At 44.2% G+C, this 13,003-nt stretch carries 15 protein-coding genes; 8 read left to right on the forward strand and 7 right to left on the reverse strand.

Features of this window, described 5'->3' with window-relative positions; genetic code table 11:
- The first annotated feature begins 19 nt into the window (after window positions 1-19).
- From tssA to FTU55_RS00665, 5 genes are read left to right on the forward strand one after another with little or no spacing between them, the layout of a single operon-like run.
- Entirely contained in the window at window positions 20-1,135 is a 1,116-nt protein-coding gene (tssA, locus tag FTU55_RS00645; RefSeq protein WP_104484624.1) for a type VI secretion system protein TssA, read from the forward strand.
- Between the two features lie 5 nt (window positions 1,136-1,140).
- Window positions 1,141-2,505 (forward strand): type VI secretion system baseplate subunit TssK, encoded by a 1,365-nt coding sequence (gene tssK, locus FTU55_RS00650; RefSeq protein WP_180045845.1) that lies wholly within the window; start codon window positions 1,141-1,143, stop codon window positions 2,503-2,505.
- Between the two features lie 12 nt (window positions 2,506-2,517).
- The gene (gene icmH, locus FTU55_RS00655) at window positions 2,518-3,324 is read left to right on the forward strand and encodes a type IVB secretion system protein IcmH/DotU (protein ID WP_180045847.1); all 807 of its coding nucleotides are present in this window, start codon (window positions 2,518-2,520) and stop codon (window positions 3,322-3,324) included.
- 14 nt (window positions 3,325-3,338) lie between these two features.
- Window positions 3,339-3,983 (forward strand): hypothetical protein, encoded by a 645-nt coding sequence (locus tag FTU55_RS00660; RefSeq protein ID WP_180045849.1) that lies wholly within the window; start codon window positions 3,339-3,341, stop codon window positions 3,981-3,983.
- A complete protein-coding gene (locus tag FTU55_RS00665; protein WP_168384110.1) occupies window positions 3,980-4,942 on the forward strand; it encodes a M15 family metallopeptidase in 963 nt (320 codons plus the stop codon). The genes FTU55_RS00660 and FTU55_RS00665 overlap by 4 nt, the downstream gene beginning before the upstream one ends.
- Window positions 4,943-4,955: 13 nt before the next feature.
- On the opposite strand, the gene FTU55_RS00670 is transcribed toward FTU55_RS00665, so the two are convergent.
- The 6 genes from FTU55_RS00670 to FTU55_RS00695 all read right to left on the reverse strand — a co-directional run bounded on the left by FTU55_RS00670 (window position 4,956) and on the right by FTU55_RS00695 (window position 9,080).
- Complete coding sequence (locus FTU55_RS00670; RefSeq protein WP_180045851.1) at window positions 4,956-5,720, reverse strand: alpha/beta fold hydrolase; 765 nt, start codon at window positions 5,718-5,720, stop codon at window positions 4,956-4,958.
- 141 nt (window positions 5,721-5,861) lie between these two features.
- Window positions 5,862-6,737 carry an MBL fold metallo-hydrolase gene (locus tag FTU55_RS00675; protein ID WP_180045853.1) on the reverse strand — a complete coding sequence of 292 codons (876 nt, stop codon included), beginning with the start codon at window positions 6,735-6,737 and terminating at the stop codon, window positions 5,862-5,864.
- Complete coding sequence (locus FTU55_RS00680) at window positions 6,734-7,156, reverse strand: DUF6691 family protein (RefSeq protein ID WP_005177782.1); 423 nt, start codon at window positions 7,154-7,156, stop codon at window positions 6,734-6,736. Before FTU55_RS00680 ends, FTU55_RS00675 begins: the two co-directional genes overlap by 4 nt.
- Before the next feature lies 1 nt (window position 7,157).
- The gene (locus tag FTU55_RS00685) at window positions 7,158-7,574 is read right to left on the reverse strand and encodes a YeeE/YedE family protein (protein ID WP_016658158.1); all 417 of its coding nucleotides are present in this window, start codon (window positions 7,572-7,574) and stop codon (window positions 7,158-7,160) included.
- A 498-nt stretch (window positions 7,575-8,072) separates the two neighbouring features.
- A complete protein-coding gene (locus tag FTU55_RS00690) occupies window positions 8,073-8,819 on the reverse strand; it encodes a zeta toxin (protein ID WP_180045855.1) in 747 nt (248 codons plus the stop codon).
- Window positions 8,820-8,822: 3 nt separating this feature from the next.
- On the reverse strand, window positions 8,823-9,080 hold the full coding sequence (locus FTU55_RS00695; protein ID WP_005177774.1) for a hypothetical protein: 258 nt from the start codon (window positions 9,078-9,080) through the stop codon (window positions 8,823-8,825).
- Between the two features lie 1,061 nt (window positions 9,081-10,141).
- Between FTU55_RS00695 and aroQ the strand changes: the two genes are divergently transcribed.
- Genes aroQ through accC form a run of 3 tightly spaced genes read left to right on the forward strand, consistent with a single transcriptional unit; the run spans window position 10,142 to window position 12,418 of the window.
- Window positions 10,142-10,597, forward strand: a complete 456-nt coding sequence (aroQ, locus tag FTU55_RS00700) for a type II 3-dehydroquinate dehydratase (protein WP_180045857.1) — start codon at window positions 10,142-10,144, stop codon at window positions 10,595-10,597.
- 16 nt (window positions 10,598-10,613) lie between these two features.
- Entirely contained in the window at window positions 10,614-11,036 is a 423-nt protein-coding gene (accB, locus tag FTU55_RS00705; RefSeq protein WP_005177770.1) for an acetyl-CoA carboxylase biotin carboxyl carrier protein, read from the forward strand.
- Window positions 11,037-11,053: 17 nt separating this feature from the next.
- Window positions 11,054-12,418, forward strand: coding sequence for an acetyl-CoA carboxylase biotin carboxylase subunit (accC, locus tag FTU55_RS00710; protein ID WP_005177767.1), 1,365 nt, complete (start codon window positions 11,054-11,056; stop codon window positions 12,416-12,418).
- Window positions 12,419-12,483: 65 nt separating this feature from the next.
- Here the strand turns inward: accC and FTU55_RS00715 are convergent, their stop codons facing one another.
- On the reverse strand, window positions 12,484-12,975 hold the full coding sequence (locus FTU55_RS00715) for a hypothetical protein (RefSeq protein WP_034597534.1): 492 nt from the start codon (window positions 12,973-12,975) through the stop codon (window positions 12,484-12,486).
- Window positions 12,976-13,003 lie beyond the last annotated feature (28 nt).

Consider the following 13,003-nt stretch of genomic DNA (forward strand, 5'->3'; position numbering starts at 1 on the left):
TCAAGGATTCAGAACAGCAATGAACCTCAACCTCGATGTATTGTTACACCCCATTTCTGCCGAACAGCCTTGTGGAGAAGACTATTCTTTTTCCAATGAGTTTCATGCCATTAAAAAGGCCAAAACTCAGGATGATCCGCTTCTCGATCAGGGCGATTGGGTCTCCGAACCCAAACAGGCCGACTGGGGTTTTGTACATAGCAAATCGACTGAATTACTGGAAAGTAAAACCAAGGATATCCGTTTATATGGCTGGCTGCTGGAAGCATGGAGCAATTTGTATGGCTTTGAGGGCATTGCTCAGGCTATTCAACTCAGCCATCGAAGCTTGAATGAATACTGGTTGCAGCTGCATCCGGAAATTGAAGATGATGATCTGGATCAGCGTATTGGTTTATTGCAAGGTTTGATTAACCAGATTCCGGTGCTGATTAAAACCGTGCCGATTGTGACTGCACCTCACTTGAGCCTGCGTGATTATGACAATTTTCTGTATCAGGACAATTTGCGTCGCAAGCAAAGTGAAGATTCATCTGATCAAGCAGCCACGCCACAGCTGGAGCAGTTTGATCAGGCGCTGTTGAATACCTCGAAGTCGCTGCAATACCAGAATTACCAGCACTTTCTGGACATTTTGCAGCAGTGGTCAAGTTTAAAAGAAGTACTGGATCAATTAATGGGCCTGGATGCGCCAAGTTTTGCCGCCATTGACTCACAGCTTGATTCGATTCATTCCACGCTTAAAAAATTATATAAAACAGATGCCTTTGCCGCGCAGACTCTGGTTGAAGCACCTGAACAGAATAACATTGTGACTGCTGATGCCATTAATACTACAGCAGCCCCTGCCATAGCGATGCCCATCATGAATTCACCGACCGGTTTTCAACCGCAACCTCAAAACCATCTGGCCAACCGTGAACAGGCCATGCAGGTTTTACAGGAAATTGCCGATTACTTTCAGGCCAATGAACCCCATAGCCCGGTCAGCTACATGCTGCAAAAAACCATTAAATGGAGTCAGATGCCGCTGCATGAATGGCTGACTCAGGTAATTAAAAATGACAACCCGCTTGAAAATATTCAGGAATTACTGGGTGTGCAAAGCTCTAATGAAACAAATAGTGATTGGTAAGTGCCATGTTTAAAGCAGATAAAATTCTTTGGGGCGAAGGCTTATTTTTACGCCCGCAACATTTTCAGTTGCAAGACAGCTATCATGAACAGCGCCTGAACCATACTGTTCGTTCCACCATTCCATTTGCTTATGGTGTGCAATCTATAAAGTTTGATGAAGCTCAGCTAAATACCCATGTGCTGGCTTTAGAAAGTATTGAAATGCTGTGGCAAGATGGAGAAATCTATCAGGCGCCAGCACGTGATTTACTACCTGAACCGGTACAGCTGGATGACCTGAATCTGCGTGGTGAAATGCTGGTTTATCTAGCGCTACCGATTGTACAGCCAAATAAAAATAATGTGGTGTTTGAATCTGGCGCACAACCCGGCCGTTACCATTCACATCTCACTCAAACTCATGATTTATTCACCGACGCTACCCCGGCAGATATTACCCTGCTGAAACGCCGTGCCGAATTTAAACTGCTGGATGCCCAGTTTGAACCAAATCATGAAATGGATGGCTTTATCTATTTGCCGGTGGCGAAAATCAAACGTCACAGTTCTGGTCATTTCGAGTTTGAACGCAAATTTATTCCACCAATTCTGCATATTAAATCGAGTGACAGCCTGCTGCAAAGCCTGCGCCGCACCTTGAATGTGATTAAAGCCAAAATCAAAACCATTCAAACCAATAACCGGGAAAATGAACAGAAACTGATTGAGTTCCGTTCTGGCGATATTGTTTCGTTCTGGCTGGTGAATGCCTTAAATACTGCACATGCGACTTTAAGTCATGTTCTGCAATATCCTCAGATTCATCCGGAACGTCTATTTTTTGAATTATTGCGTTTAACCGGTTCTTTGCTGACCTTCTCGACTGCCTATGAAGTCGATCAGTTGCCGCATTATAAGCATCATCAGCTACAGGATAGTTTTGAACAGCTGGATGTCATCCTCAGAGAATTGCTGGATACCATTATTTCTAGCCGTTATATCAGCATCGCCCTGAAAGAAATTCGTCCGTCTTATTGGGTCGGCAGTCTGGAATCCGACAAGATTACTCGCGATACCCGTCTGTATATTGCCGTGTCCAGCTCGATGATGCAGGCGCATGAACTGATCCAGATTGTGCCACTGCGTTTTAAAGTCGGTAATACGGTTGATGTTGAACAGCGCGTGATGGCTGCCTTACCAGCCATCCCAATTCATCACCTGATGCAGGTGCCGACCGCCATTCCAGTACGTTCCGGGGTCAGCTATTTTGAAATTGAGTCGAATAATGACCTGTATCAACGCATGCTCGACTCGGAATCGATCTGTATTTATGTGCCGGCCGGCTTCCAGGATCTTTCCATTGAACTTATTGCTGTCATGAACGGTTAAGGACATTTTTTCATGAATACTCCACATCATGCACCTTCCTTATTTGATGATGGTCAGATTGGTACCGGTCTGACCCCGCCACAGGTCAACCCGAAAATCAGCAATAGTTCTAATCTGGTCGATTTACTTCATGACGGTTTCTATATTGTGTTCCTGATCAAGAACCAGTATGTGCCAGGCAATGTTGAAGCATTCCGTGAAAAAATCATGGATATGCTGAACCGTTTTGAAACCCAGGCAAAAAAACTGCAGTTTTTAGCCGATGATATTCACGATGCTAAATATGCGTATTGTGCCTTGCTGGATGAAACCATCGTGACCCAGCAAGACCCGAAATTTTTTGATTTGCAGAATCACTGGCTGATTAATCCCCTACAACTCAATCTGTTCGGTTCGCAGCTGGCCGGCTATCGCTTTTTTGAAATGCTGGAACAGCTCAGAAGTCGTGGCAAAGAACGTCTGGCGGCTTTAGAGGTTTATCATTACTGCATGCTGCTGGGCTTTCAGGGCAAATATCGTATTGAGTCGATGGAAGCGCTGAACCATATTGTGGCGCGTGTTGGCGATGAAATTGATTATCTGAAAGGCAAGAAAACCGCGTTTTCGCCTTTTGCCGCCTTACCGGATCAGATCAAACATATTATTCACCGTGAATTACCTTTTTTCTGGATTTTGCTGTTCTTAGCCCTTTTTGCCTTATTGTCCTTTGCCGGCCTGCGTTACATGCTGTCCAACCAGAATAATAGCGCAATGAGCCAATATCAAAATGTGATTACTGCACCCACGGAACAGGCGCATATCACCATTCATTTACCATAAAATTTAGATAAAACATGGCAAACGAAAAACAAACTTCATTACGGATTTTACAAAGTAACAAGCCAAAATCGCCGTCGCCACTTTTATATAGTCTGGGCGGTTTTGTGGCGGGGGTCGTGGTCACCGGTTTAGCCGGTTATGCCTATTTTTATGCAGGCCAGCCATCGACAACACTAGCAGAGTCCACTCAGGCAATGGCCGCGCCAGCGGTTACTCCATCGGAACTGCCGGCAGAACTGGAAGAATTAAAAAACCAGATGACCGATCACTCTGGCAGTTTTGACGAGCTCGAAGATGTGCAGGCTGAACATCCGGTTGAGTTTCAGCAACCCAATGATGGTGAACTAAGTAAAATCTTTGCCCATCAACCAGCAAAAGTTGCTGCCCAGCCTGCGCCAAATCAAGCGCGTGTAGCTCCGAACTTTCCGCAAGACATGGCCAGTGCTCCTGCGGCGACAGCAAAACAGCCGCCTGCACCAAAACCAGCTCCAGCACCAGCCAAAGCTGTTCCTGCTAAACCGGCTGCACCGGTCGTGGTACCAATGGCCGCCGTAGAACCAGAAGAAACACCACAGGCCAGTGTCCAAATTTCGGTCACCCGTAAACCGGTAGAAAAAGTTGAAACTGTAAGCGTGCAGGACACCGCTGTTCATCCATGATTGCGGTTATTTTTATTGCCTTTGTACTTGTTGCCTGCAGTTTGGCACTGCTATTGTCTTATGAACTGCGGGCCAAGGTATTATCCGGTTTTCAGGCACTTATTCCCAACAGCAAAAAACAGTTGAGCTCGGTGAAAAGTCTGGCTCAACAGTTTAATCATGCGGCTGCAGCAGAACAGACTCAAACCCATTGGCATATTCAGCAATGGTGGATTCTGATTGCCGGATTTTTTCTGTTTTCCAGTATCCTTCTGTTTGCCTTTACCCGCCCGATTAGCGCCACCAAAATTGAAGCCGACTACTTAAGAGAAGTCGATCCTCAAGTTTATGCCCTGCTTGAAGGTGAAATGCTGTCGCCACCACCTGAAGTAGAAGAAGCACTGGTTGAAGCCGCCGTGGTTGAGGCCATGCAACTGGAAAATCAGTGGGCGGCTGTGCCGGCAGATCAGCACAGTTATGATCCAGCAGTAGAAGATTTACATGCTCATTCTCATGTCAATCCATCAATTGTCAGCGCTGACCGCAAGTGGCATAAGATGAATCCGCGTTATAAACAACGCCTGCTGATGGTGTTTAAAATCATGAAAGAACGCCATGGCTATGAACTGGTGCTATTGGAAGGTTATCGCAGTCCGGAGCGACAAAACTCGCTGTCCAAAAATAAAAACACCACCCGTGCCCGTGGCTATCAAAGCTACCATCAATTTGGTTTAGCCGCCGATGTGGCCTTTAAACGTAATGGCAAAGTGGTGATTTCCGAGCGTGACCCGTGGGCAATGCGCGGTTATGAACTGTATGGCGAAGTGGCGGAGTCGGTTGGTCTGACCTGGGGTGGCCGCTGGAAATCCATTAAAGATTATGGTCATACCGAATACCGGATGCCAGGCTTAAAGAAAACCCGGGAAATGGCAGAAAAGCTGACCTCGGAAGGTCAGTTGATGGCCAATGCACTTGATTAAAACAATACCGGGCTTATGCAGATAAAAACTGCTGGATTTTATCGACCACTTCAGCAGTTTTCTCTGCATGCAGCCAATGCCCCGCATTTTCAACAGTTTCAATGCTAGCCTGACTAAACTGCTGTTCAATGGCCGCATAGTGTTCCGGTTTAGACAGATACGGAGATGCACCGCCACGAATAAATAAACTTGGTGCATCCACCTGAACTGGCTGCCAAGATAAAATTTTCGAATAAGATGCATAAAGCGCATCGACATTAAATAACCACTGCCCTTTACTAAACGATTTCATCAGAAACTGAATCACCGCATCTTCACGCAAATGCTGCTGCATAATCTGGGTGGCATCCTGGCGTGATTCCACTTGTGCTTTTTTGACAGCAAATAGCGCATCAAACACCTGATCATGATGATTTTCCTGATAGGCAAATGGTGTCATGTCCAGCACCACCAGTTTTTCCACTCGCTCTGGTGCAAGGTCAGCCAGTTGCATGGCAATTTTTCCACCCATGGAATGGCCAATCACCACAAATTTCTGTACCTGAATCGCATCCAGGGTTTCCAGTACATCTTGCGCCATCTCGGTATAGCTCATGCTCTGGCAATGTTCCGATTTTCCGTGGTTACGCACATCAATCTGAATGACCGGATAACGTTCCTGTAACGCACGTGCCAGCATACCTAAATTACTCAAGCTGCCAAATAAACCATGAATAAGAACAACCGGAATGTCGGTGCTTGATAGATGTTGTTGTGAAGTCTGGAAATTGAGCAGCATTTTTGATTCCTTGAATGCATCGGTTTTGGCTTTCTCGATATTATAGGATAAGTGTTTTATTAAAATTGTATTTTTGCTTAGGCTATTTTGTATCGGTTCATAAATATCGGCCAGTTGCATGAAGGCATTGGCCGATCCGCTTTATTTGTTGAAATAATTGAATGGCAGTTTCAGATAGCGCGTGCCATTGGCTTCCGGTTCAGGGAAATGTCCGGCCACCATATTGATCTGAATAGCAGGCAAAATCAGTTTTGGCATCGACAAACCGGCATCACGGCGATTACGCATTGCCACAAAATCTGCTTTTTGCGTACCATCGTGAATATGGATATTCTCGGCTTTTTGCTGCTGGATACTGGTTTCGTGTATAAAGACCTCACGCCCTTCAGGTAGATAGTCATGGCATAAAAATACCCGTGTCTGTGCTGGCAACTTATACAGTTTTTGCACAGAATCAAACAGTTGCTCTGCACTACCCTTCGGGAAATCGCAGCGTGCAGTACCATAATCCGGCATAAACAAGGTATCGCCGACAAAGACTGCATCACCAATCACATAGCTTAAACAGGCCGGTGTATGCCCTGGTGTTGGAATATTGTAGGCCGTTAATTCACCAATACTGAATTGCTCATGATCATCAAACAGATAATCAAAGGCTTGATGCGCATTGAGATACTTTAAATCCAGATTATAAATACGGCCAAAAGTATCCTGCACTACAATAATCTTATTGCTGATGGCAATTTTCCCACCGAGCTTTTCTTTTAAATACTGGGCTGCGGTCAGATGATCTGCATGCACATGGGTTTCTAAAATCCATTCAACGCTTAGGCTATTTTGCTGAATATAGCTAATAATTGCATCGGCACCTTCAGTCGAGGTAGATGCTGAAGCCGCATCATAATTCAAGACGCTATCAATAATTGCACATTGCTGCGTGGCTGGATCGGTCACTACATAGCTGAATGTATTGGTCTCTTTGTCAAAAAAATGTTGTACAACTGGCGTAGCGGTCATGATTTTTTCCCTAAAAGTCGATGATGGAGATACATGCCATACATCATCGCAGCAATAAAGTACAGCGCCTGATAATAGCCCAAACCAATTAACGTAAAGCTAGGTGCAGGACAAATGCCGGCAATTCCCCAGCCAATCCCAAACAAAGCGCTGCCGATAATCAGTTTAGAATCTAGCTGATTTTGCCGCGGTAACTCAATGGCCTCATGATACACCGTCTTAGGTTCGGCCTGACGTACTGCCTTTTGAAAAGGAATAAAAGCCACGGCGATGGCACCCATCATCACAAAAGCCAGACTGGCATCCCAATCCCCAAAAATATCCAGAAAACCTAGTACTTTTTCCGGATTGGACATACCCGAAATCATCAGGCCCAATGAAAATAATCCGCCAAATAGAAACGCCCAGATATTTTTCATTTTAGAATGCTCCTGTGATATGGCGGATGACATACACTGTCAATACGCCCGTCAGCATAAAGGTCAAGGTCGCTACCATCGAACGTTTGGATAAACGGCTGATTCCACAAATACCATGACCACTGGTACAACCCGAACCTAAACGGGTCCCAAAACCAACCAAAATACCGGCCACCACCATCATGAGTGGTCTGGCGTCAAGTTCAATCTGTGGCTGCTGCCAGATTCCATAAATAAACGGCGTAACAAACAGTCCCAATAAAAACCACAGCGCCGGTGTTTTAAAGATGGTGCTTGGCTGCATCACCTGAGCCAGCAAACCACTAATCCCTGCGATTCGTCCGTTCACATATAAATAGCCGACCACGGCGGCCCCTAATAAAAGACCACCTAAAAACGCAATCAGGAAATCATGCATCGCCATACACCCAAAACATTATATGTTTTTATAATATATAAAATATCAATAAATATCTATCCTTTCTTACAAAGAGCTAATCATCTCCCCCCTTTCCTTTATTCTGGCTTTTGCGCTGTCATTTGAGGATTAAGGAGAGTATTGCTTAGGCTATTTCTAGATTATAAGAATAAGAATGAAGGGCTTAAAAATAAAGGAAGTAAAAAAAAAGCTTCCAGCGACTAGAGGCTTAGCGCGGCCAGCACATCTCTAAAAACAGGACTTGGATAAAGCCTGTTTTCGCTCATCAATCCGAATAACATGTTGTAAATGGAAAACAGTTTGCTAGAAAAATCATGTGAATTAATTAGCTGATCTTGATAGTTGGGCAAATCCCCCGAATATATCCTCGGGGAATTTTGTACTTCGGCAGAATATTATGTAGTTTGGCTTTAATTTCTTGGCGTTTTAAAGCTGCTGATCAGAAATAGAGATGAGTACCCATCCAAGTGAACTGACTTACTCAAAAGCATTTAAAACTTTCTCTACAAACCACTCTGGCAACACCTGCGCCTCGGGATTTATTTTTAACAGCTCGGCATTTTCAATCTCGGCCAGAAAAGATGCGGCTTGACCATCCGTCGAGTTATCAAAAAAGTAGATTCGATCTGTGGCATCCACCGCCTGCATTAATAAATCCATACTGCGGTAGTAACGCTGTTTAATCTTTTGTTCAGGCACGCCATGCCCGCCCTTCTCTACGCGATACTGCACCCGCGCAATATTAATCAGCGGATCAACCGTGGAAACATAGTACAGATAGGTTTTAAATCCGTGGCGTTTTGCCTCATGTAAAAATTCCACTTTGGAAATATGCGACATCACTGTTTCAAAGGTAAAACTCACCTTTAAACGTAAAAATTCCAGGCGAATATAATCAATAATACGCGCGCATAAATAGGAATCGATTTCTGCAGGATCAAACTGTACGCAGCTTGCACTGATTAACACCGGTGGCTGACGTAATAAAAGCACCCATGTATTTGCCTGCGGTCGTTGTTTTTGTTCTAGAAAGGAAATTAAAGCAGCTGCATTCAATGCCCGATGATAATGGTCCAAATGCAAAACTGCAGAGTGTTTAAGCTGATATTCGAGTTCATCTGCATTTAAATATGCCCCAATATGATGGGGCAACAAATATTCCTTAATGGTACTTTTTCCTGAACCATTCGGACCTGCAAACATCCTGATGCGGGGTTGTGGCATAAATTAGTGAACGGTCTGTAATTTCTTTTTACGTGTCAAGGTTTTTGGAAGATGCTGCGCACTACGATAAGCCGCAGATACATCCTTCATTACGCTTTCCTGACCATTCGGCTGGCGCTGTACCAGTTGCTGATCTTTCACATACACCACAGTTGAAGACGCACATGCCTGCTTAAAAGCATCACGGAATGCGTGAATCGCCAGTTTTGGAATCATATCATCCTCCACCTTGCCTGCTTTCATAATCGTATAAGCTGTCATTGGACAACTCCTGTTCACACTGTGTGTAATGTCTTTATCTTAGCACATCAGGGCTATTTGTCTATTTATACAGCATTTCGCCGATACAAGGTTGTCAGAGGCTGAATTAGATAGATCTGTCTTACTTAGGCTAAATTAAGATATTTGTCGCTTTCAAGAAGATTTCCCCTTAATAAAGCAATCCTGTTATTTTTTAATTCTAAAATCAAAGCTCTACTGACTGAACACATTCAGGCAATACGTGAACTATCAAATTTTGCCAACCTTGCCTGAATACCTTTCGTACAGAAAGACACGAAACTGTCTTTTTCAATGAAAGAATTGGTCAATGACTTCCTGAAAATAAATCCAACACTTTTGAATCCACTCTACTCTAATTCTCTTCACAATGACTGTTCATAATCAGGATTGCTCATCTCTTGTTAGCGTCTTAACTTATTCCCATACACCCTCTATCTGAAAGATCAGCCCAACTATTAAGCACATGCTAAACTGATCTAAACAGCACGCTAATGACTGATCGAATTACTATAGCCCAAGCACAAAATAAAGATAAATATTTGTAATTAAATAATAAATAAAGATATCAACACGGTAGTTTAAAGCCAGATAAAACAGAATCTATAGCGGCAACCTCTCAGCAGATATATTGAATGGTATAAATTTTAAAACGCGGCCAATTCAATATAGAAATCAGGAGGAGGATAAAAACTCCCCAAATTCAGGGATAGCATTCCGGGGGAAATCCAGAGATAAAACTGGATGCACATGTAGGCCATCTACTTGGGCTTAAACTCATCAAACTATTTTGCAGCAAACCTGTGAATGGTTTTGGTCAACTCTCATTACAATGTAAAAAACCGTAATTTCGTGCAAATTTGGAATCTTTTAACATTGTGAATTGTATGCAAAGTTTGCATGATATAGCCATATTTTGCGACATGCTTTTCACGTAAATTTAAAGAAATTATAAAAAAAATGTGGAATTTCATGCCATAATAAGCAAACTTTGCAGACATCTTGCAAAGACTATTTGCAACTTATTAATTGGAGCAGGCTGGATGAGTTCAACCATTTTGGTTATTCATGGACCGAATTTAAATTTGCTAGGAAAGCGAGAACCTGAGGTTTATGGACACCTTACCCTTGAGGATATAAATCAGCAGCTCATGACACAAGCGCAAAATGCATCATTTTCGCTAGAAACTTTCCAGAGTAACTGGGAAGGTGCCATTGTCGACCGAATTCATCAGGCAGGTCAAGAAGGCGTTCAGTTCATCATTATTAATCCTGCGGCCCTGACTCATACCTCAGTCGCAGTACGTGATGCGCTTCTTGGCGTTGCCATCCCGTTTATTGAAGTTCATCTGTCTAACGTGCATGCACGTGAAACATTTAGACATCATTCATATTTGTCCGATAAAGCTGTAGGCGTGATCTGCGGATTGGGTGCAAAAGGCTATGCTGCTGCACTTGACTACGTTATCGAAAAAATTCAACTCACTTCGCAATCTTAATTAGGAATACTGTCTCATGGATATCCGTAAAATCAAGAAACTCATCGACCTGATGATTGAATCTGACTTACAAGCGATTGAAGTTAAAGAAGGCGATCAGGCGATTGCGCTTACTCGTCGCAGTCCAGTAGTAGCGGCAGCGGTTCCAGCAATGCCTGCTCCAGCAGCAGATCTGCCATCAGCACCGAAATCTTCTCCACGTGGCGCAGTTGAAACTTCTCCAATGGTTGGCGTGTTCTATGCAGCACCAAGCCCAGGTGAAGCACCTTTTGTGAAAATCGGTCAAACCGTTTCTGCAGGTGAAACCTTAGGTATTATCGAAGCCATGAAAATCATGAACCCGATTGAAGCGACTCAAAGCGGCGTGATTGAAGAAATTCTAGTTAAAAATGGTGAAGTGATTCAGTTTGGTCAACCACTCTTCCGCTACCGCGCTTAAGACCACGGGGACTCACAATGTTGCAAAAAGTTTTAATTGCAAACCGTGGTGAGATTGCGCTTCGCATCACCCGGGCCTGCAAAACTTTAGGAATCAAAACTGTCGGTATCTATTCCGATGCCGATAAAGACCTGATGCATTTACGTTTCTGTGATGAAGCCGTGTGTATCGGTCCGGGCGCGAGCAGCGACAGTTATCTGAATATTCCTGCGATTATTACCGCAGCAGAAATTACCGGTGCTGATGCCATTCACCCGGGTTATGGTTTCCTGTCTGAAAATGCGGAATTTGCCGAAATTGTAGAAAGCTCAGGCTTTATCTTTATTGGTCCGCGTCCAGAACACATCCGCTTAATGGGGAACAAGGTTTCTGCCATTACCGCCATGCGTAAAGCCGGCGTACCGACGGTACCAGGTTCTGCCCATGCAGTAACACCACAAAATGCCCTGGCTGAAGCCAAAGAAATCGGCTTTCCGCTGATTGTCAAAGCAGCTGCCGGTGGTGGTGGTCGTGGTATGCGTATTGTTGAACGTGTCGATACCCTGCTGGAATCGGTACAAGCGGCGCAGCGTGATGCTGAAATGTGGTTTGGTGATGATACGGTCTATATGGAACGTTTCCTGCAAAAGCCTCGTCACGTTGAAGTGCAAGTACTGGGCGATGGTAACGGCCACGCCATCCATCTGTATGATCGTGACTGCTCTTTACAGCGTCGCCATCAAAAAGTTCTGGAAGAAGCGCCAGCACCAAACCTGCCAGAGCAAGCACGTGCAGATATTTTAGAAGCCTGTGTCAACGCCTGTAAGATGATGCAGTATCGCGGTGCCGGTACTTTCGAGTTCCTGTTTGAAGATGGCGAGTTTTTCTTTATCGAGATGAACACCCGTGTTCAGGTAGAACACCCGGTAACTGAAATGGTCACAGGTATTGATATTATTGAACAACAACTGCGCGTTGCCGGTGGTTTAGGCCTCGACATTCAGCAGGAAGATGTTCAGGTGAAAGGTCATGCCATTGAATGCCGTATCAATGCGGAAGATCCATCGACCTTCCTGCCATCACCAGGCAAGATTGAAAACTTCTACGCGTCTGGTGGTGCCGGTATCCGCTTAGATTCACATATCTATCCGGGCTATAGCATTCCGCCTTATTACGACTCGATGATCGCTAAACTGATTGCGCATGGTAAAGACCGTAGCACCAGTATTGCGCGCATGCGTCAGGCGCTGGATGAAATGATTTTGACCGGTGTGAAAACCAATATTCCATTACATAAAGATCTGATCTTGCAAGATGAAAACTTCTGCAAACAGGCAATGGATATTCACTACCTGGAAAAGCATTTGTTAAAGCAGCTTGAAGGTGCCAACAAGGAAGCCTAAGCGTTTCCTTGTGAAAATAAAAAAACCGCTGATTTCAGCGGTTTTTTTATGGCTGAATTTCAGCTTTAAGGCAAAACACGGCGCAAAGTGGCAAAGCACTGTTCGGCTTTTTCATTACTACAGAAATGAATAGTATGCGGGTTTTTCCATTGCACAAAATATTGTGAAATCTCCCCGGTCTGATCTTCCTGATAACCGGAACAATCGACCTCATTATTGTCATATTTAATTTGCATGATTAAGGCAGGTAAACTGCTGGCCGGATCTTCTGCCGGCTGATAGTCATAGATGCCAGACGACCATTCCTGACCGCTTTTGATAATGACATCGTTATCACCCCGAAAATTATAATATTCAATACATTTGCGGTTATTTGGAATTTCCATGCCCCACAATCCCACAATTTCAGGACGGGTAATGACACGAACGGTATTGGCATTGACAGGCGCTTTTGCAGCGGTTGCGGCAGCACTATTTGTTGTTGTCGTTTTTGTTTCATTGGCCATCACGGCAGTGCAACATACTAACATTAAACTGGTGAGATAAAGTTTTTTCATACATTGATTCAATGATATAAAGTACCCG

This window comes from Acinetobacter sp. YH12117 (assembly GCF_013418865.1).
In the GTDB taxonomy this organism is placed as follows: domain Bacteria; phylum Pseudomonadota; class Gammaproteobacteria; order Pseudomonadales; family Moraxellaceae; genus Acinetobacter; species Acinetobacter indicus.